Below are 19357 nucleotides of genomic sequence, written 5' to 3' on the forward strand. Positions count from 1 at the left end.
GTCTGTTTAGGACTGTCTACTTGGAAGGCGGAGCCGAGGCGGGTGCCGACGGAGCGGGCGCGCCAGCGGCCGGTCCAGCCGCCTTGTAGGTGTCCATGTCGGTGATCTTCCAGGTGTCGCCCTGCAACTGGGCGTCCACGTGCATCTGCGCCGTGCCGGCGGCGGTCTGCTTCGTGTCCGCGCGCGTCGACGTCTGGTCGATGAACAGCATCACCCTGGCGAGGTCGCCGTTCAGCCGGATCACCGCGCTGCGGGTGACCTTGCAGGTCACGACTACCTTCTGCTGCGGCGCGAGCTTCTTGACCTGGCCCATCAGCGCGTTGTAGCTCGTCTTGACCTGGTCGGTCGCGAGCAGCTGGTTGGCCGCGTCTTCGGTCTTCTTGATGTTGTTGAAGTCGTAGGAGAACAGCGTCTCGACCGCCTTCGAGACCTGGTCCTTGACCTGCGCGGTCTTCGCCACGTCGAGCACCGCGCGGTTGCTCGTCGAATCGGCCGCGTCCGAGCCCTTGACCTGGAAGATGACCGCCGCGGCGACCAGTGCGAGACCGACCACCAGCAGCAGCGCGACCCGCACGGTGTTGCGGCTGACCACGGACCGCTGCGCCGGGACCGAGGACTCCTCGGCCCGTGCCTTGGTCTCGGCTTCCTCGACGTCGGAGGGCTTCGCCGAACCGGTGTCCCGCTTCTTCCGCCGGGGGCTCGGCCGTTCCTCGTCGACTGTCTCGCCGGTGAGCGCGTCGACCTCTTCGGCCGGAGCGTCCTTGGTGACCCCGGAGACCTCAGCTTCCGGTTCGACGGTCTCTTCCTCGACCTCGGGCTCGGCGACATCCGTATCAACAGACTCAGGCTCAGCCGGGCGCACCAGCCCGCCGCGGGGGATCCGCAGCTCCTGGGTCACCTCGGCCGGATCCGCGTCGGGAAGCGGCCGCGGCCGGGGGCGCGGCTTGGGCGAGGCCGCCGGCGCCGCCGGGTCCGACGGCTTGCGCAGCCCGGCGACCTTCGGCTTGCGAGCCGGTGGCGTGCTGCTGCGCGGTGGCTGGCGACGGGAGGGGGGCACTGCGGAACTCCGATCTGCGGGTGAAGCTACTGGCCGGCGGCGACGAGCGGCACTTGGTCGATCCCGGACAGCTTCCAGTCGCTGCCGACCCGGGTCATCTGGACCTCGAGCCGCAGCGCCTTGGTGGCGTTCTTGCCGCCCGCCGAGGTGTCCGTGCTGATCGCGGCCAGGAAGCTGGCCTTGCCGTCGTGGTCGTTGAGCTCCTCGACCGCGATGTCCTGGATCGTGGTGGTGACCTTGACCTTCTGGTCGGTCAGCGCCTTCGAGTAGTTCGGCTGGGCCTGCGCGATCTGCTTGGCCATGTCGTCGCTGGAGACCGACTTCTGCTTGGCGAAGTAGTCGTCGAGGTGCTGGTAGTCGACCTGGGTGTAGGCCAGCACCGCGGCGGAACCGTCCTTGAGCACGTCGTCGCGCGCCGAGGCGAGGTCCCGGTCGCCGTCCATCTCCGCGACCAGCCACATGATCCCGAACACGATCGCCACCACCAGCGCGGCGAGGGCGAACGCCCCGGACCCGAGCAGCCAGACGCGCGGCGATCCGGGAAGCGTCCACTTTTCCTGCGCCGCCCCGGCCGAAGCCGGTTCGGGCGTATCAGCGGTCACCTCTTCCTCGGCGACCGCGTGCTCGGCACTCATAACACTCCAGAGTAGGTAACAGTCATCAAATCCCGGTCAGCCGAGTCCCAGCAGCGAGCCCATGCTGTTCAGCGAGACCCCGGGGCTGCCGACGACACCGGGCACCTGCGCGTCGCGCTGCTCCTGCAGCTGCTGCGCGGGCCGGTTCCGGTTGGCCTCGTAGTCCTGCTGCGACGGTTGCACCGGTACGCCGTTGTAGGGCGCGTTCTGGGAACCCCGGACGTTGATCGGGCTCCCCTTCGGCTCCGCACAGTAGGCCTTGTCGTCCTCCGGCCGGACCGAGGTGTCCGAACCCGGCCGGTACTGGCTGTAGGGCAGATAGCCCTTCGTGCACGACGGCGGGTTGAACAGGTTCAGCACCAGGCCGAGGTGCGCGGTCCCGTCGCCGGGGGCCACCGACGGCGCGGCGGCCGCCAGCGCCGGATACGTCACCAGACCCTGTTCGAGGCCGTCCAGCCGGGTCACGGTCAGGTTGGCCGTCGTCAGCAGGTTCGCGGTCAGCGCGCCGAGGCCGGGCCCGGTGTCCTTGACCACCTCGCTGATCTGGGTCGCCACCTGCGGGGTGACGCCGATCAGCTTGCGCAGGTCGCCGTCGGAGTTCTTGAGCGTCCCGCTGAGCTGGTTGAGGCTCTTGGAGAAGGACGCGAAGTTCGACGCCTCGTCGTTCTGCGTGTCCAGCACCTTGCCGCCGGCGTCGAGCAGCTGCACGGTCTGCGGCAGGTACTGCTGCGCGGTGGTGGTGAAGCTGCGCGCGGTGTCCATCAGCTTCTGCAGGTCGCCGCCGGTGCCGCGGAACGCGTCGTAGGACTCGTCGACGACCTTCCGCAGCGCGTCGGTCGGCACCGAGGCCGACAGCGAGTCGAGGTCGCCGAGCAGCCGGTCGGTGCTGACCGGAGTGCTCGTGCGCGCGACCGGGATCACCGAGCCGCCCGCGAGGTAGGGGCCCTGGTCGTTCTTCGGCCGCAGGTCGACGTACTGCTCGCCGACCGCCGACCGGTTGGCGATCACCGCGTCGAGGTCGGACGGCACGCGCGGGGCCGACGGGTCGATGTTCAAGTCGGCTTCGAGGCCGGTCTGGGTCAGCCGCAGCTGCCCGACGCGGCCGACGTTGAAGCCGCGGTAGGTCACCTCGGCGTTGGTGAAGATCCCGCCGGATTCGTTGAGCTGCAGCTTGACCGTGTAGCCGCTGCTGCCGAACACCGTGCCGAGGCCGGCGAAACGGATCAGCGCGTACACGATGGCCACGACCGAGATGATCGCGAACAGCACCAGCTGGATTTTCGTCCTGCGCAGCAACATCAGCCAGCACCTCCGGAAAGCACCCCGAACAGGCCGGACAACCCGCCTTGCGACGGCTGCCCGCCGCCCTGGCCGCCGGTCGAGGACGGAGCCTGCTGCTGTTGCCCGGCGGGCTGGCTGCCCGGGAACGACAGCGGCGGCGGCTGGTTCGACGGCGTGCCCTCGACGCCGCCGGTCAGCCCGGGAACCGGAAGCAGCCCGTTGAGCCCGTTCTGCCTGCTGCGGCCCAGGTTGTCGATGACGTCCTTGAGGTTCAGGTCGACCTTGGCGAACAGGTTGAAGTAGTCGCCCTTGACGTCGTTGTAGGCCTGGTCGGTGAACGGATAGGTCAGCAGGATCTCCAGCGCCTTCGGCAGGTCGCTGCCCGCCTCGCCGAGCTTCTGCAGCGTCGGCGTGAGCGCCTTCAGGTCGGCGACCAGGTCCGCCTTGCTCTTGTTCACCGTGTCGGTCGCGACGCCGGAGAGGTTGTTGAGCGCGTTCAGCATCGTCACCAGCTGGCCGCGCTGCTGCTCCAGCACCCCGAGCCCGGGCCCGAGGTTGTCGACCGCGCCGACCAGCTTGTCCTTCTGGTCCCGCAGGGTCATCGACAGCCGGTTGAGGCCGTCGAGCGCGCGGGTGATGTTGGCCGACTGGTTGTCGAGGTTCGTGACCAGCTCGTTCGCGTTGGACAGCAGCGCCTTGATGTCCGGCTCGCGGCCGGCGGTGGCGTTGTTGAGCTCCTTGGTGATCGTGTTGAGCTGCTCCACGCCGCCGCCGTTGAGCAGCAGGGACAGCGCGCCGAGCACCTCCTCGACCTGGACGTCGCGGCCGGTGCGCGCGAGCGGGATGGTCGCCCCGTTCGCCAGCTGCCCGGTCGCCTCGGCGCCGCCCGGCGAGGCCAGCTCCACGTACTTCTCGCCGAGCAGGCTCGACTGCTTCACGTTGGCCATCGCGTTGGCCGGCAGCTTGACGTCGCCGTTGACCTCTACGGTCACCTCGGCGTGCCAGCCGTCCGGCGTCAGCCCGATCTCCTTGACCTGCCCGACCGGCACCTCGTTGACCTTCACCCCGGACTGCGGGACGAGGTCGAGCACGTCCTTGAACTGGATCTTCAGCGTGTACGGGTGGCTGCCGAGATCGGCCCCGCCGGGCAGCGGGACGTCGTAGACGCCGTTGAACGCGCAGCCGCTCAGCACGAGCGCGGTCACCGTGGTGAGCGCCCCGCCCGCGGCGAACTTCGTCAGTCGCTTCACGTCAGCTCCCCTGCGTCCCGTAGACCTGGCCCTGCAGCGGGAGCGGCAGCGGCGGCAGCTGGCCGTTCTGCATCGCCTGGATGACCTGCGCGGTGGACGGGAGCGGAACCACGCCGTCGACCACCTTCGCGATGCCGTCGCAGGCGTTGCCGAGCAGCTGCTTGGTCACCGAGGTCTGCTTGAGCAGGCTGCAGACCATCACCAGCGGCGGCTGGGTCAGCTCGTTGAGGTTCGGCCGCGCGTCGAGCGTGCCGGACGAACCGTTGTAGACGCCGACGATGTTGGACAGCGCGACCGGCGCGACGTCGAGGATCTCGGCGAGCGAGCTGCGCTGGTCCACCAGCACCTTGGTCACGCTGGCCAGTTTGTCCACATTGGACTTCAACCGGCCGCGGTTGCGTTCGATGAAGCCCTGCACCGACTGCAGCGTGGTGCCGAGCTGCTGCACGGTCTGGGCGAGATTGTCCTTCTCCCCGGCCAGGAATCCGCTCACGTCGGCGAGCTGGCTCTCGAACTGGCGCACCTGGCCGTCGCTGTTGGCGAGCGACTGGGAGAACTTGCCGAGGTTCTGCACAGTCTGGAAGAGGTCGTCCTTGTTGCCCGCCAGCGTGCCGGACGCCTGCCCGAGCTTGGTGATCGTGTCGTGCAGCGCCTTGCCGTTGCCGTCGAGGTTGTTCGCCGCGGTGTTCAGCAGGTCCGAAAGCGAGCCGTTCTTGTTGGCCCCGTTGGGTCCCAGCGTCTCGCTGACCTTGGCGAGGCTGGCGGCGAGCTGGTCGACCTCCAGCGGCACCTCGGTGCGGTCGAGGCCGATCGTCGCGCCGTCGGAGATCCGCGGGCCGCCGGTGTAGGCCGGGGCGAGCTGGATGTAGCGGTCGCTGACCAGCGACGGCGACACGATCAGCGCCTTCGCGTCGGCGGGCACCGCGACCGAGCGGTCGTATTCGAGGTCGACCCGGACCTGGTTGCCCATCGGCTGGATCTTGGTCACCGTGCCCATGTCCACGCCGAGCATCCGGACGCTGTTGCCCTCGTAAAGGCCGACGGCGCCGGCGAAGTACGCGGTGAGGTGGTTGCGGCCGGCGTCCTTGAGGGTCCACCACAGCGCGCCCGCGACCACGAGCGCGAGCACGATCGCGATCGTGAAGCCGCGGGTGAGCGACTGGCCGAAGCGGGTGTCGGTCATTTGGAGTTGCACCCCTCCGGATTGAGCGGGCCGACCGAGGGAAGCACCAGGCCGCAGATGTAGTTGTCGAACCAGTGCCCGGTGCCGATCGTGTTGTTGAAGACCCGGATGAACGGGGCGAACTTCTGGATCCCCTGCGCCAGCGAGTCCTGGTTGCGCTGCAGCATCGACGTGAGCTGGTCGAGCTGGGTGAGCACCGGGTTCAGCTGGCCGTCGTTGTCGTCGACCAGACCCTGCAGCTGCGTCGAGAGCTGCTTCGAACCTTCCAGCAGCGTCTTGATCGCCTGCTCGCGCTTGCCGATCTCGTCCAGCAGCTGGTTGCCGTCGGTGATCAGCTTCTGCACCTCGGCGTCGCGGTCGACCAGGGTCTGCGACACCTGGCGCGTGTTGGCCAGCAGGTTCGCCAGCTGCGAATCGCGCTTGGCGATCGTGTCCGACAGCTTCGAGAGCCCGGACAGCGCGCCCTTCACGTCCTGCGGGGTGTTCGAGAACGTCTGGGTGATCGCCTCGAAGCTCTTCGACAGCTGGTTCGTGTCGATCGCGTCGACCGTCTGCGACAGGCCGCGGAACGCGTCGAGCACGTCGTACGGCGACATCGTGCGGTCGCGCGGAATCGGCGAACCGGGGTCGAGGTTGCCGTTGCCCTGCGGGTCGAGCGCGAGGTACTTCTGGCCCAGCAGCGTCTTGATCTTGATCGCCGCCGTGGTCTTGTCGCCCATCCAGGCGTCCTTGACCTTGAACGACACCTTGACCGACGCGCCGTCCAGCTTGATGTCGGACACCTTGCCGACCTTCACGCCGGCGATCCGCACGTCGTTGTCCTTCTGCAGCCCGGCCGCTTCGGAGAAGTCCGCGCTGTAGGTGGTGCCGCCGCCGATCACCGGCAGGTCCTCGGAGTTCATGGCGGCGATGAGGCCGAGCGCCATGACCGCGATGCCGACCAGCGCGATCGGGATCGGGTTGCGTTTCTGGAAGGACTTCATGGCTTGCACCTGTCCCGATTCACCGGTGCGAGCGTGAAGTTCGTCGCCGGCAGCAGCCCTGGCACACCGACCGTCCCGGTCATCTCGCAGGAGTAGAAGTTGAACCACGAGCCGTAGTCGGCGGTGCGGGTGAGCGCGCTGACCTTCTTCGGCATGAACTGGATGAAGTGCTCGACGAGCGGTTCGTTCTGGTTCAGGTTCGTGGTGAGCTTGCCAAGGGCCGCGATGTCGTCCTTCAGCGGAGCTCGCGCGTCGGTCAGCAGCCCGGCGGTCGTGGTGGCCAGGTTGCCCAGCCCCTCGATCGCGTCGCCGATCGGCTTGCGGTCCGCGGCGAGGCCGGACACCAGCTGCTGCAGCTTCACGATCAGGTCGTTGAGCTGCGGGGTGTGCTGGTTGACCGTGTCGAGGACCGAGTTGAGGTTGTCGATGACCTCGCCGATCACCTGGTCCTTGTTCGCGATCGTGGTGGCCAGCGAGGCGGTGTGCGACAACAGGCTCTGCACCGTGCCGCCCTCGCCCTGCAGGACCTGGATGACCTCGTACGACAGCTTGTTCACGTCGGCCGGGTTCAGCGCGGTGAACAGCGGCTTGAAGCCGTTGAACAGTTCGGTCAGGTCCAGCGCGGGCGTGGTGCGCTCGAGCGGGATGGAATCGCCCGGCTTGAGCATCGCGCCGCTGGTGTCGTCTCCCTCGCCGAGGGAGACGTAGCGCTGGCCGACCAGGTTGCGGAACTTGATCTGCGCGGTGACGCCCGCCGGGAGCTTGCGTCCCGAGTCGACCTCGAAGTCCACCTGCGCCTGGCGCTTGTCGACGATCTTCACGTCCTTGACCTGGCCGACCCGGACGCCCGCGATGCGCACGTCGTCGTTGGGCAGCAGGAGCGTGGCGTCGGTGAACCGCGCGGAGTAGGAGCTGGTGCTGGTGGTGTTGATGTTCGCGATGCTGATGCCGAGCACCGTGGTGAACAGCACCGTGATCACCACGAAGATCGACAGCTTGATCAGCGGTGCGGCGAGTCCCCTCACTTGACCGTCACCTCCGTGCCCCGGTAGAGCGGGCCGACGAGCAGCGAGCCCCAGCCCGGGAACTGACTCTGCGACATCCCCATCTCCGGGCTGACCAGCGCGGCGAGGAAGTTGTTCTCAGCCGCGGTGTTGACCGGGTTGCCGCCCGACGTGCCGCCGCCGTTGGCACCGGCCGCGTCCGCCTTGAAGTTGGCCGGGTTCAGGCCCTCGCCGACGGTCTTCGGAGCCGCGCCCTGCTTGGTGCCGTCCTTGAACGGACCGTCCGGCGGTTGCTGCGGGAACGGGTCCGGCGCGGGGTTGAGGTCGTAGCAGCGCGGACCGCGCTTGTCCTCGAACCTCGGTTCCTCGCCCGGCTTGTACGGCCCGCGGTTCACGACGATCTCGATGGTGGCGTTCAGGCCGGGCTTGCCGTTGTACTTGCCCAGCGCCGCGTCCGCGACCGGCACGACCTTCGCCATCTGCTTCAGCACGCACGGGTATTCCGGCGAGTACTTCGCGAGCAGTTCGGCGGTCGGCCGCGCGGTGCTGGCGAGGCTGATGAGGTTCTGCGAGTTCGCCTCCAGGAACGACTGCAGGTCCTGCGACGCGGTGGTCAGGTTGCCGTAGAGGCTCGACAGGTTCCCCCGCTCCTCGACCACGGTGCGCGTGGTCGTGCTCAGGTTGTCGAGGCTCTGCACCAAATCCGGCGTCGCGTTGCTCAGGTGGCCGGAGAACTCCGCGAGCGCCTGCAGGTTGTGCTGCAGCTCCGGCTCGTGCGGGTTCAGGTCGCCGATGTACTGGCCGAGCTGGGAAAGCGTTTCGCCGAGCGGTTTGCCGCGGCCCTGCAGGGCGGTCGAAATCGCGGTGAGCGTGCTGGACAGCTTCTGCGGCTGCACCGCCTGCAGCACCGGCATCAGGTGTTCGAGCGCCTGGTCCAGTTCGACCGCGCCGGAAGTGCGGTCCTGGGTGATCACGTCGCCCTGGGAAAGCGTCTTGGCCGACGGGTCCTGCGGAATCTGCAGCGACACATAGCGTTCGCCGAACAACGTCTTCGGCAGGAATCGCGCGGACACGTTCTCCGGAATCAGCTTCACCGACTCCGGATCCATCGCCAGCGTCAGTTCCGCGCCGTCCGCGGTCGCTTTGATGTCCTGCACCGAACCGACGATCAACCCGCGGACCTTCACGTCCGACTGCTTGAGCAACTGGTTGCCGATGTGGCCCGCGTCGAGCTTCACGGTGACGAACTTGCTGAACGCCTTGTCGTACATCGCGATGCTGAGCGCGATCCCGCCGACGAGCACCGCCACCAGCAGCAGGCCGAGCAACCTGCGCCGTAGTGTGGTCATCCCGCAATCCTCACCGTGACGTCGGTTCCCCAAATCGCGAAACCGATGAAGAAGTTCACGACCGAAACCGTGACGATGGAAAGCCGCACCGCGCGGCCGACTGCCACGCCCACCCCGGCGGGCCCGCCGCTGGCCCGGTACCCGAAGTAGCAGTGCGAAAGAATGATCAAAACGCTGAAGATCAGCACCTTGATGAACGAATAGAGCACGTCTTGCGGTGGTAGGAACAGGTCGAAGTAATGGTCGTAGGTACCCGCGGATTGTCCGTAGATATAGATAACGACCAGCCGCGAGGCGAGGTACGAGCTCAGCAGGCCGATCACGTACAGCGGGATCACGGCCACGAATCCGGCGATGATCCGCGTGGTCACCAGGTACGGGAGGCTCGGCACGCCCATCACCTCGAGCGCGTCGATCTCCTCGGAGATCCGCATCGCGCCGAGCTGTGCGGTGAAGCCCGCGCCGACCGTCGCCGACAGCGCCAGCCCGGCGACCAGCGGCGCGATCTCGCGGGTGTTGAAGAACGCGGTGAGGAAGCCGGTGAACGCCGAGGTGCCGATCGAGTTCAGCGCCGAGTAGCCCTGAAGGCCGACGAGAACACCGGTGAACAGCGTCAGGCCGACCATCACGCCGACCGTGCCGCCGATGACCGCGAGCGAGCCGGAGCCGAAGCTCACCTCGGCCAGCAGCCGCAGCACTTCCTTGGTGTAGCGGCGCAGCGTGCGCGGCGTCCACAGCAGAGCCCGGCCGTAGAACGACATCTGGTCGCCGAGCGTGTCCAGGGTTTCCAGCGGGCGGTTGGCGATCCGCTTCGCCCCCGAAAGGAACGTCATGGTCAGTCCAGCTTTCCGGGCACGAGCTGCAGGTAGATCAGCGTGATCACGAAGTTCACCACGAAAAGCAGCAGGAACGTGATGACCACCGACTGGTTCACCGCGTCGCCGACGCCCTTCGGGCCGCCGCTCGGGTGCAGGCCGCGATAAGCCGCCACGACCGCGGCGATGAAGCCGAAGATGAGCGCCTTGATCTCGCCGACCCAGAGGTCGGGCAGCTGGGCGAGCGCGGAGAAGCTGGACAGGTACGCGCCAGGGGTGCCGCCCTGGAGCACGACGTTGAAGAAGTAGCCGCCGAGCACGCCGATGACGCTGACCATGCCGTTGAGCAGGAGCGCGACGAGCATCATGGCGAGCGTGCGGGGCACGATCAGGCGCTGGACCGCCGAGACGCCCAGCACCTCCATCGCGTCGATCTCCTCGCGGATGGTCCGCGCGCCAATATCAGCACAGACCGCGCTTCCTCCTGCGCCGGCCACCAGCAGCGCGGTGACCAGCGGACTGGCCTGCTGCACGGTCGCCAGCACCGAACCGGCACCGGTGTAGGACTGCGCGCCGAGCTGGCGGGCGAGCGCGCCGAACTGCAGCGAGATGACCGCGCCGAACGGGATCGCGACGAGCGCCGTCGGCAGGATCGTCACGCTCGCGACGAACCAGGCCTGCTGGATGAACTCGCGGAACTGGAACGGGCGCTGGAAGATGCCGCGGATGATGTCGAGGCCGAGCGCGAACAGGTTCCCGGTCTCCCGCAGCATTCCGTAGCCGGGGATCTTGGCCGTGCTGGTGGTCACGCGCCACCCTGCCCGTGCCGGGGCGACCGGCGGTCCGCGCCCGGAATGCGCGCGACCTGGTCGGCGGGAAGCTGTCCCTGGTGCTGGTTCGGCACCGGGCCCGGTGCGGCGACCGGCGGCAGCTGCTGGGTGTCCTCGGGGCCGGCCTGGTGGTGGAACGCACCGGGGTTGGGCCGCACGTTGTAGTGCCGCTGCTGCTCAGGGGTGAGGGATTCGATGATCCCCTCCTGCGCCGCCGCCGGGAGCGTGTGCAGGATCCGCATCACGCGGTCCATCCGGCGCTTGGCCCCGCCGCGCTCCGGCACGCCAGGGCTGACCTGCATCTGCGGCACGACCCCGCGCACGTCCTCGTTGAGCACGTCGCCGTGGCCCGCCTCGGCCTCGGCCTGCTCGCGGGCCATCTGGGCGCTGTCCTTCTCCTCGGACATGCCGATCGGGCCGAGCTTGCGGCCGTTGAGGAACTGCTCGACCACCGGTTCGTCGCTGGTCAGCAGGACCTCGCGCGGGCCGAACATGACGAGTTCCTTGCGGAACAGCATGCCGAGGTTGTCCGGCACCGTGCGGGCGAGGTTGATGTTGTGCGACACGATCAGGAACGTCGCGTCGATCTGGGCGTTGACGTCCAGGAAGAGCTGCGAGATGTAGGTCGTGCGGACCGGGTCGAGGCCGGAGTCCGGCTCGTCGACCAGGATGATCTCCGGGTCCAGCACGAGGGCGCGGGCGAGGCCGGCGCGCTTGCGCATACCGCCGGAGATCTCGCCGGGGAGCTTTTTGTCCGCGCCGGCGAGGCCGGTGATCTCGAGCTTCTCGAGCACGATCCGGCGGATCTCGGTCTCGGACTTCTTCGTGTGCTCCCGCAGCGGGAAGGCCACGTTGTCGAAGAGGTTCATCGAGCCGAACAGCGCGCCGTCCTGGAACAGGACGCCGAAGAGCTTCCGGATCTCGTACAGCTTGTGCTCGGAGCAGGTGACGATGTCGACGCCGTTGATGACGCATCGTCCGCGGTCCGGCTTGAGCAGGCCGATCATCGACTTCAGGAACACGGACTTGCCGGTTCCGGACGGGCCGAGCATCGCCGAGACCTCGCCGGGAGGCAGGGTCAGCGTCACGTCCCGCCAGATGGTCTGCTTTCCGAAGGACTTCGTCAGACCTTCGATGACCACCTCGGCACCCATCGCACCTCCAGGAGCTGTTCCGCGTCGTCGCGCACCGCCGCCCCGTCACCGCTGGCAGCGGCGGAGCTCGCGCGGCGAACTCCGCTTCAACCAGGTGCAACGAGCTGAGCGCGAACAGGTTACTCACCAGTTTTGTTCTCTGGCCAGCCCCCGTGCACACCTCACGCGACGGGGATCCAGTACGGCGACCGCTGGCAGCACGGTAGTGCACGTCACGTTCGGGCGCAGATCCAGATGGCCGACCGGCGCTCACCCTGACGGGTTAACCGGCGGAAACGCGGCAAACAGGGGGTGACCCGGACCCGTCCGGTGAACGATTTGTTCGCCTGAACGAGGGTGCTCCTGGCCCGACCCGGCGACTGTGTGTCTTTTTTGTCCCGGGCAGCAAAAAGGGCGGGCACCCGTGTCGGGTGTCCGCCCCTTTCGAGGTGACGCAGGCGCTTGCGCGCCCGGGATCACTTGATGGAGATCTTGGCGCCAGCGGCCTCGAGCTTCTCCTTGGCGGCCTCGGCGGCCTCCTTGTCGACCTTCTCCAGGAGCGCCTTGGGAGCGGCCTCGACCAGCTCCTTGGCCTCCTTCAGGCCCAGACCGGAGACGACCTCGCGGACGACCTTGATGACCTGGATCTTCTTGTCGCCGGCCGAGTCGAGGATGACGTCGAACTCGTCCTGCTCCGCGGCGGCCTCGGCCGGAGCGGCGCCCGGGGCGGCCGCGACAACGGCGGCCGGGGCGGCGGCGGTGACGTCGAAGACCTCTTCGAACTCCTTCACGAAGTCCGACAGCTCGAGGAGGGTCAGCTCCTTGAAGGCGTCGATCAGCTCGGCGGTGCTCAGCTTCGCCATGATGGCTTCCTCTCAGAAAAACGAACTAAAACGTTCGGGGTGGGGTGGTTCAGCTCTCGGCGGGTGCTTCGGCTGCTTCGGTACCGGTGGCGTTGCGCTGCTTCTCCTCCAGCGCGGCAGCCAGGCGGGCAACCTGGGACGCCGGCGCCTGGAACAGCGCGGCGGCCTGGGAAAGCTTCGCCTTGAACGCGCCCGCCGCCTTGGAGAGCAGCACCTCACGGCTGTCGAGATCAGCGATCTTGGAGATCTCGTCCACGGACAGCGCGCGGCCGTCCATGTAGCCGCCCTTGATGACAAGCGCGTTGTTGTCCTTCGCGAAGTCGCGAAGTGCCTTCGCGGCGTCGACTGCCTCGCCCTGCACGAAGGCGATCGCGGTCGGGCCGACGAACAGGTCCTCGACGCCCTCGAGACCAGCGTCCTCGGCGGCACGCTTGACGAGGGTGTTCTTCGCGACCCGGTACTTGGCACTGGTGCCGAGAGCGCGGCGCAGCTGGGACAGCTGAGTCACGGAGAGGCCGGTGTACTGGGTAACGACGGTGGCCGAGCTGCTGCGGAAGCTCTCCGCGATCTCGGCGACGGCCGCCACCTTGTCGGGCTTCGCCATGGTCGCCTCCTCTCTTGGCTAGTGTCACCACTGGCTTGGATGGAGGCGCCCCTGAACGACAAAAACGCCCACGCGCAGCAGACGCGGGGCGTTGCCCGGTCTCGCGACCGGGGTGAAAGCCTCGTTCCTCCTGCGCAGGCCGTCCGCCGTACTGCGGAACCTTCGTTCCCCGGGAATCCGGAGAAAACCAGCGGTCTTTGGTAGAACCGTTGACCAGCATACGGGAGGGTTGTTCGGCGTTCGCGGGCGCCCCCTTCCTGAGCTGCGAGAACCGGGGCAGTCTCGGGAAATCGCGGCGGAGCGGGCATCATTGGTGACGTGGCGGAACAGCGTGATCACGGAAAGCCGGAAGAAACTCCCCCTCCCGGTCCGGGTGAGTCCTCGGCACAGCCGCTTCCGCAACCTGGTGGGGCCGAGGTCGCGCCGCGAACGCCCGCGCAGCCGTCCGCTCCGAATCTTCCGCAGCCCAGCGGATCTGCCGAGCCGCAGCAGCTGGATCCCGAGCAGCTGCGCCAGTTCCAGGAATTCCAGCGGTTCCAGGAGTACCTGCGGTTCACCCAGTCCCAGCAGGGAACCGAACCGGCCCCGGCACCCGATGCGGGTTTGGTCCCGGTCGGCAACCGTCAGCCACAGCCGCTCGCCGGTGGGCAGCCGCCTGGCCCGCCGAATCAGCCGGGCGCGCTGACCGCGTACGAAGAGCCGCCGCGCCAGCGCCGCCCGGTGCCGCGGTGGGTGAAGCGCCTCGGCGGGAAAATCCTGGGCTGGGTGATCGCCTTGGTCATCCTGGGAATCTTGGTCAACTGGGGTTACCACCAGATCTTCCCCAGCGACGACGGCAAAACCTCAGCCCAGATCGCCGCCGAGGGCGGCGGGACCTACCACACGAACCACATCTTCTCGACCAATCCGAACGAGGCAGTGCGGTTCGTTTACCACAACATCGCCCAGGGCCGGGTCGACGACGCTTGCGGGCGCTTCCGCGAGGATGTTCAGGACAAGTTCGCCAAGGACACCACTGGTCAGCCGGATTGCAAGGTCGCGGTCGAAAAGCTCCACGCGCAAGTGAAGAACGTGAACGACTACGCCGAATCGCTCCCGTCCTATGTCTCCGGCCCGACGCCCCCGCCGGTGGTGACGATCGATTCCTGCACGTTCACCGTCAGCGGCGGTCCGGCGCTCGGCGTGTTCCAGGTGACCAAAGTGGACAAAGGCCAGTGGCTGATCACCGGCCATACGTCCGGCCCCGAGAAGTGCCCCGCACCCACGGCGACCTCTACCCCGGGCTGACCGTCAGGCAGGCGAGCTGATCGGCAACCGGGTCTCCCCCGTGTCCGAGTACGCGAAGAAGTCCACCAACGACGCCGCGAAAGCCGGGTGCGCCACCGCTTCCATGTGGTTCCCCGGGACCCGCACCAGCCGCGCGCCCGCGATCCCCGCTGCGAGGCGCTCCGGCTGCGTCGCCAGTTCGTCCGACTCCCCGGCCAGGATCAGCGTCGCCGCCGAGAGGTTCGTCAGCTGCATCGGTCCGTGCGGGGTCGCGTGCATGACCGCGGCCAGCGCTTCGACGTCCGCGCCCGCCCGGCGGGCCAGGCGGCGGAACGGGCGCGCCGCCGAGGGCACCTCTGACCGGTCTTCGGCCAGCAGTCCCGCCGCGATCTGGCTCCGGTTGACCACCCGGGCGTCCACGCCGCCGAAGTCCACGATTCCCGCCCCGACCCCGCCGACCGCGAGGCAGCGGACTCGCCGGTCACGCGTAGCCACCAGCAGCGAGACGATCGCGCCCATCGAATAGCCCGCCAGGCAGACCTCTTCCAAACCGAGTTCGTCGAACAGCGCGGTCAGGTCCGCGGCCATGATGTCCTCGCCGTAGGCCGCCGGGTCGTGCGGCTTCTCCGACTCGCCGTGCCCGCGCGCGTCCAGCGCGATCACCGTGAAGCCCGCCTTGACCAGCGCGTCCACGACTCCGGGGTTGACCCAGTTCACCTGGGTGTCGGCGGCGAAACCGTGGTGCAGCACGACGGGCCGCCGGTGCCGTCCGTCGCCCTCCCAGACGGTGTAGCTCAGCTGGAGCCCGTCGGGGGCGATGAACGTCGTTGGCATATGTCCATGAGACACGAAAAAAGGGTGGTCACGCACGAAGCGTGACCACCCTTTCGCGTGATGTGCGACTCAGACCGCCGCGTCCTCGGTGAGGAGGTTGCGGGTCCGCGCCGGGTCGACCGGGATGCCCGGGCCCATGGTGGTGGTGAAGGTGATCTTCTTGACGTAGCGGCCCTTGGCCGACGACGGCTTGGCGCGCAGGATCTCGTCCAGCGCGGCCGCGTAGTTCTCCACCAGCTTCTCGGTGTCGAACGACGCCTTGCCGATCACCAGGTGCAGGTTGGCCTGCTTGTCGACGCGGAAGTTGATCTTGCCGCCCTTGATGTCCTTCACGGCCTTCTCGACCGCGGGGGTCACCGTGCCGGTCTTCGGGTTCGGCATGAGGCCGCGCGGGCCGAGGATGCGGGCGATGCGGCCCACCTTGGCCATCTGGTCCGGCGTCGCGATCGCGGCGTCGAAGTCGAGCCAGCCACCCTGGATGCGCTCGATCAGTTCGTCGGTGCCCACCGCGTCCGCGCCGGCGGCTTCGGCCTCAGCGGCCTTGTCGCCGACGGCGAAAACGATGACGCGGGCGGTCTTACCGGTGCCGTGCGGCAGGTTCACGGTGCCGCGGACCATCTGGTCGGCCTTGCGCGGGTCGACCCCGAGACGCATCGCGACCTCGACGGTCGCGTCCATCTTCGTCTTGGAGGTCTCCTTCGCCAGCTTCACGGCCTCGAGCGGCGCGTACAGGCGCGCCTTGTCGATCAGCTCGCTGGCCTGGCGGTAGGCCTTGCTGTGCTTGGTCATGCTTCTGTCCTCAAATCAATGGATCAGTGTGGTGGCGAGCCAGCACTGGCTCTCCCACGGGTTGCTTTGAAAGTCAGCCTTCGACCGTGATGCCCATGGAGCGGGCAGTGCCGGCGATGATCTTCGCGGCCTGGTCGATGTCGTGCGCGTTGAGGTCGGTCTCCTTGGTCTTCGCGATCTCGCGGACCTGGTCCCAGGTGACCTTGGCGACCTTGGTCTTGTGCGGTTCGCCGGAGCCCTTCTCCACGCCCGCGGCCTTGAGCAGCAGCTTGGCGGCCGGCGGCGTCTTCAGCTTGAAGTCGAACGACCGGTCTTCGTAGACGGAGATCTCGACCGGGACGACGTCCCCGCGCTGCGACTCGGTCGCGGCGTTGTAGGCCTTGCAGAACTCCATGATGTTGACGCCGTGCTGACCCAGCGCCGGGCCGACCGGCGGCGCGGGGTTGGCCGCACCCGCCTTGATCTGCAGCTTGATGATCGCCGCAAGCTTCTTCTTCTTGGGTGGCATTACCTTGTGTCCTTCTTAACTGACGTGAGTCCCCCGCACACCTGCCAGTACGCGGGGACTGCCGACCGGGATGGCCCGGCCGTCAGATCTTGGAGACCTGGCTGAACGAGAGCTCGACCGGGGTCTCCCGGCCGAAGATCGACACCAGGACCTTCAGCTTCTGCCCGTCGACGTTGACCTCGGAGATCGTGGCGGGCAGCGTGGCGAACGGGCCGTCCATGACGGTGACCGACTCGCCGACCTCGAAGTCGACCTCGACGGCGGGCGCGCCGGACGACGCGGCCGCGGCGGATTCCCCGCCCTTGGCCGCCTTGGCCGGGGCTTCCTTCTCGACCTGCGGGGCGAGGAACTTCAGCACCTCGTCCACGGTCAGCGGCGACGGCCGCGAGGTGGCCCCGACGAACCCGGTGACGCCCGGGGTGTTGCGCACCGCGCTCCACGACTGGTCGTTGAGGTCCATCCGGACCAGGATGTAGCCGGGCAGCACCTTGCGCTGCACCTGCTTGCGCTGGCCGTTCTTGATCTCGGTGACCTCTTCGGTCGGAACCTCGATCTGGAAGATGTAGTCCTCGACGTCCAGGGTCTGGGTACGCGTCTCGAGGTTGGTCTTGACCTTGTTCTCGTAACCGGCGTACGAGTGCACGACGTACCACTCGCCCGGCGCGGCCTTGAGCTCGGCGCGCAGCGCGGCGACCGGGTCGTCCGCCTCGGGGGCGGGCTCGGTCACGTCGTCGTCCGATTCCTCGGCGACGTCGGACTCGTCGGCGGCGGCGACCTCGTCCTCGGCGACGGGCACCTCGACGGACTCGGCGGACTCCTCGTCGCCGGGCGCCGTCTGCACCTGCTCGTCGGAAAGCTCGGTCAGGTCGCGACCGGCTTCGGTGCCGTTGTCGGAGGTCACGTTCCGTCCTCTCAGTTGATCGCTTGCCGGGCCGGACCGGGGCCCGGCCAGCGCGGTGGCGCGCCCGTCGGGCGTCAGCCGAAGACCAGCCCGACCAGCTCCTTGAAGCCGAGGTCGAGACCGCTCACGAGGGCCACCATGAACACCACGAACACCAGCACGACCGCGGTGTAGGTGACCATCTGCTTGCGGTTGGGCCAGATGACCTTGCGCAGTTCGGCCCAGACCTCGCGGATGAACCGCGTGAACCGGGCGAACACCGAGGCCTTCTTCGCCTTCCGGTCCCGCTTGGGGGTCGGCGCGCCCTTGGCGTCGGCGGGCTTCGCGACCTTGTCGCCCGCCTTGCCGGACGGACGGGTCGAGCCCGGCCGTGCCTCGGACTTGCCTGCCGGCCGAGCGGAAGCGCGGCGTTCGCGCCGAGCCGCGGCGGACACCGGGCGGGATTCGACTCCGGGCTGCTTGCCCGAATCGTCCTGCTCGTGCTCGCCGCTGGCGTCGCTGTCGCTCACGACCACTCCTCCGCTCCACCAGTTCCCGTACGCAGGGGTGACAGGACTTGAACCTGCAACCTGCGGTTTTGGAGACCGCTGCTCTGCCAATTGAGCTACACCCCTGTGGAGCCCGGTCACCCTGGCTCCGGAGGACGCATTCCATCGTCCCCACCATCCGGCGGGGATGACCGTAGTGCGTTCCGAGTTCCGAAGTCTACGGCAAGGCGGATGTTGCCTTGCAACCCAGCCCCCTCGACACCCGCGCGGCGCCCCCGAGGCGGCCGTTCCGGGTCCTTCGGACAGCTTCCCGAACCCCACGGCGAAGATCACCCGAACGTGCGAATATAGGCCCGTGCACCGTAATCCGATTAATCGCGAAGCCGCCGACGGGGCCCGCCCGCTCACCGGGCCACCCCGTTTCGCGACCGCCCCGGATTCCTGGCGAGGCAAACGAAATCGCCGTGTTCACCACGCATTTCCCCGCCAGACAGCCAAGACCAGCCTAGCCAAAGATGATCTTCGTTGTCCCCCAAGCAAACCAGGACCGCGAGATCGCGCCGATTTCTGGACTGAGCGATTCGTTCGGCCCCCAGGCCGAGCGAATCGGGAGGGAAGAAATCGGCTTGAGGCGATCTCGCCGCCACGGCGGAGCCGTGGCAATCAAACACAGGAGACCCGGTGACCACCTTCCGGCTTGGGCTCGCTTTGCCGCAGTACGGCAAGCTCGCCGACCCCTCCGCCATCGCCGGCTTCGCCACCGAAGCGGAGCGCATCGGCTTCGCTTCGCTGTGGGTCGGCGACCGGGTTTTGACTCCGGTCTCCCCCAAGACCTATTACCCGTCCGGAACACCCGAACGGCCGTACCCGCCGGAGTTCGTCCGCTTCGTCGATCCGCTGCTGGCGCTCACGATCGCCGCGAACTCGACGGAGTCCGCACGGCTGGGGTCGAGCACTCTCAACGGCCCGCTCTACTCGCCGGTGCTGCTGGCGCGCTCCCTGACGTCGCTGGATCTGCTGTCCGGCGGCCGGCTCGACGTCGGACTCGGGCTCAGCTGGCTCCGCGACGAGTACACCGCCGCCGGGGTGCCGTGGGAGCACCGCGGCGCGCGGCTGGCCGAACTGGTCGAGGTGCTGCGGACGCTGTGGACCGCGGATCCGGCCGGGCACCAGAGCGAACGCTGGGACATCCCGGACTCGCTGATCGGCCTCCGTCCGATGCAGCGGCCCGGCCCGCCGGTGCTGCTGGGCGGGGCGTCGGACGCGGCGCTGCGGCGCGTCGGCCGGATCGCCGACGGCTGGCTGCCCGCCGGGCTCCCGGTCCCGATGCTGCGCCAGAAGTGGGCGGTGGTCGTCGAATCCGCGGAGAAGGCCGGACGGGATCCGGAGTCGCTGCGCCGGGTGCTGCGGATCAACCCGACGCCGGGTTCGAAGGTCGCGACCATCGACGACGTCGCAGGTCAGCTCAAGGCCGCGGAAGCCGAGGGCATCACCGAGGCGCTGGTCGATCTGCACTATGTGGCCGAAACCGTCCCGCATGCGCTGGCGCTGGCCGGCGAGCTGCACGGTGCTGTCTTTGCGTGA

Annotated in this window: 20 protein-coding genes and 1 tRNA gene; 2 read left to right on the forward strand and 19 right to left on the reverse strand. The window is 68.1% G+C overall.

Annotated elements, in window-relative coordinates:
• Positions 1-16 precede the first annotated feature (16 nt).
• The 13 genes from AB5I40_RS23310 to rplJ form a co-directional block, all read right to left on the reverse strand.
• Entirely contained in the window at positions 17-1057 is a 1041-nt protein-coding gene (locus tag AB5I40_RS23310) for a hypothetical protein (protein ID WP_370932218.1), read from the reverse strand.
• Between the two features lie 26 nt (positions 1058-1083).
• On the reverse strand, positions 1084-1692 hold the full coding sequence (locus AB5I40_RS23315; RefSeq protein WP_354740587.1) for a hypothetical protein: 609 nt from the start codon (positions 1690-1692) through the stop codon (positions 1084-1086).
• A gap of 36 nt (positions 1693-1728) precedes the next feature.
• Entirely contained in the window at positions 1729-2991 is a 1263-nt protein-coding gene (locus AB5I40_RS23320; protein WP_370932219.1) for an MCE family protein, read from the reverse strand.
• Positions 2991-4223, reverse strand: coding sequence for an MCE family protein (locus AB5I40_RS23325; RefSeq protein ID WP_370932220.1), 1233 nt, complete (start codon positions 4221-4223; stop codon positions 2991-2993). Before AB5I40_RS23325 ends, AB5I40_RS23320 begins: the two co-directional genes overlap by 1 nt.
• A gap of 1 nt (position 4224) precedes the next feature.
• Entirely contained in the window at positions 4225-5406 is a 1182-nt protein-coding gene (locus tag AB5I40_RS23330; protein WP_344270037.1) for an MCE family protein, read from the reverse strand.
• A complete protein-coding gene (locus AB5I40_RS23335; RefSeq protein WP_370932221.1) occupies positions 5403-6389 on the reverse strand; it encodes an MCE family protein in 987 nt (328 codons plus the stop codon). Before AB5I40_RS23335 ends, AB5I40_RS23330 begins: the two co-directional genes overlap by 4 nt.
• Positions 6386-7414, reverse strand: a complete 1029-nt coding sequence (locus tag AB5I40_RS23340) for an MCE family protein (RefSeq protein ID WP_370932222.1) — start codon at positions 7412-7414, stop codon at positions 6386-6388. Before AB5I40_RS23340 ends, AB5I40_RS23335 begins: the two co-directional genes overlap by 4 nt.
• On the reverse strand, positions 7411-8742 hold the full coding sequence (locus AB5I40_RS23345) for an MCE family protein (RefSeq protein ID WP_370932223.1): 1332 nt from the start codon (positions 8740-8742) through the stop codon (positions 7411-7413). The genes AB5I40_RS23340 and AB5I40_RS23345 overlap by 4 nt, the downstream gene beginning before the upstream one ends.
• Complete coding sequence (locus tag AB5I40_RS23350) at positions 8739-9575, reverse strand: ABC transporter permease (RefSeq protein ID WP_037360186.1); 837 nt, start codon at positions 9573-9575, stop codon at positions 8739-8741. Before AB5I40_RS23350 ends, AB5I40_RS23345 begins: the two co-directional genes overlap by 4 nt.
• A 2-nt stretch (positions 9576-9577) precedes the next feature.
• Positions 9578-10330 carry an ABC transporter permease gene (locus AB5I40_RS23355; RefSeq protein ID WP_051165981.1) on the reverse strand — a complete coding sequence of 251 codons (753 nt, stop codon included), beginning with the start codon at positions 10328-10330 and terminating at the stop codon, positions 9578-9580.
• A gap of 32 nt (positions 10331-10362) precedes the next feature.
• Positions 10363-11541, reverse strand: coding sequence for an ABC transporter ATP-binding protein (locus AB5I40_RS23360; RefSeq protein WP_370932224.1), 1179 nt, complete (start codon positions 11539-11541; stop codon positions 10363-10365).
• Between the two features lie 455 nt (positions 11542-11996).
• Entirely contained in the window at positions 11997-12383 is a 387-nt protein-coding gene (gene rplL / locus AB5I40_RS23365; protein WP_344270019.1) for a 50S ribosomal protein L7/L12, read from the reverse strand.
• A 49-nt stretch (positions 12384-12432) separates the two neighbouring features.
• Positions 12433-12987, reverse strand: coding sequence for a 50S ribosomal protein L10 (gene rplJ, locus AB5I40_RS23370; protein ID WP_116200926.1), 555 nt, complete (start codon positions 12985-12987; stop codon positions 12433-12435).
• A 318-nt stretch (positions 12988-13305) separates the two neighbouring features.
• On the opposite strand from rplJ, the gene AB5I40_RS23375 reads away from it, so the two are divergent.
• The gene (locus AB5I40_RS23375) at positions 13306-14274 is read left to right on the forward strand and encodes a hypothetical protein (protein ID WP_370932225.1); all 969 of its coding nucleotides are present in this window, start codon (positions 13306-13308) and stop codon (positions 14272-14274) included.
• Between the two features lie 3 nt (positions 14275-14277).
• Here AB5I40_RS23375 and AB5I40_RS23380 read toward each other — a convergent pair whose 3' ends face one another.
• The 6 genes from AB5I40_RS23380 to AB5I40_RS23405 all read right to left on the reverse strand — a co-directional run bounded on the left by AB5I40_RS23380 (position 14278) and on the right by AB5I40_RS23405 (position 17899).
• Complete coding sequence (locus AB5I40_RS23380; protein ID WP_370932226.1) at positions 14278-15087, reverse strand: alpha/beta fold hydrolase; 810 nt, start codon at positions 15085-15087, stop codon at positions 14278-14280.
• Between the two features lie 69 nt (positions 15088-15156).
• Entirely contained in the window at positions 15157-15876 is a 720-nt protein-coding gene (rplA, locus tag AB5I40_RS23385; RefSeq protein WP_370932227.1) for a 50S ribosomal protein L1, read from the reverse strand.
• Positions 15877-15949: 73 nt separating this feature from the next.
• Positions 15950-16384 (reverse strand): 50S ribosomal protein L11, encoded by a 435-nt coding sequence (gene rplK, locus AB5I40_RS23390; RefSeq protein ID WP_009072206.1) that lies wholly within the window; start codon positions 16382-16384, stop codon positions 15950-15952.
• Between the two features lie 82 nt (positions 16385-16466).
• Positions 16467-17285 carry a transcription termination/antitermination protein NusG gene (gene nusG / locus AB5I40_RS23395; protein WP_370932228.1) on the reverse strand — a complete coding sequence of 273 codons (819 nt, stop codon included), beginning with the start codon at positions 17283-17285 and terminating at the stop codon, positions 16467-16469.
• Positions 17286-17359: 74 nt separating this feature from the next.
• Positions 17360-17794, reverse strand: a complete 435-nt coding sequence (gene secE / locus AB5I40_RS23400) for a preprotein translocase subunit SecE (protein ID WP_370932229.1) — start codon at positions 17792-17794, stop codon at positions 17360-17362.
• Positions 17795-17826: 32 nt separating this feature from the next.
• Positions 17827-17899 (reverse strand) — tRNA-Trp (locus AB5I40_RS23405).
• Positions 17900-18454: 555 nt separating this feature from the next.
• Between AB5I40_RS23405 and AB5I40_RS23410 the strand changes: the two genes are divergently transcribed.
• Entirely contained in the window at positions 18455-19357 is a 903-nt protein-coding gene (locus AB5I40_RS23410; protein ID WP_370932230.1) for a TIGR03619 family F420-dependent LLM class oxidoreductase, read from the forward strand.

Origin of the sequence: Amycolatopsis sp. cg13 (assembly GCF_041346965.1) — a bacterium.
In the GTDB taxonomy this organism is placed as follows: Bacteria; Actinomycetota; Actinomycetes; order Mycobacteriales; family Pseudonocardiaceae; genus Amycolatopsis.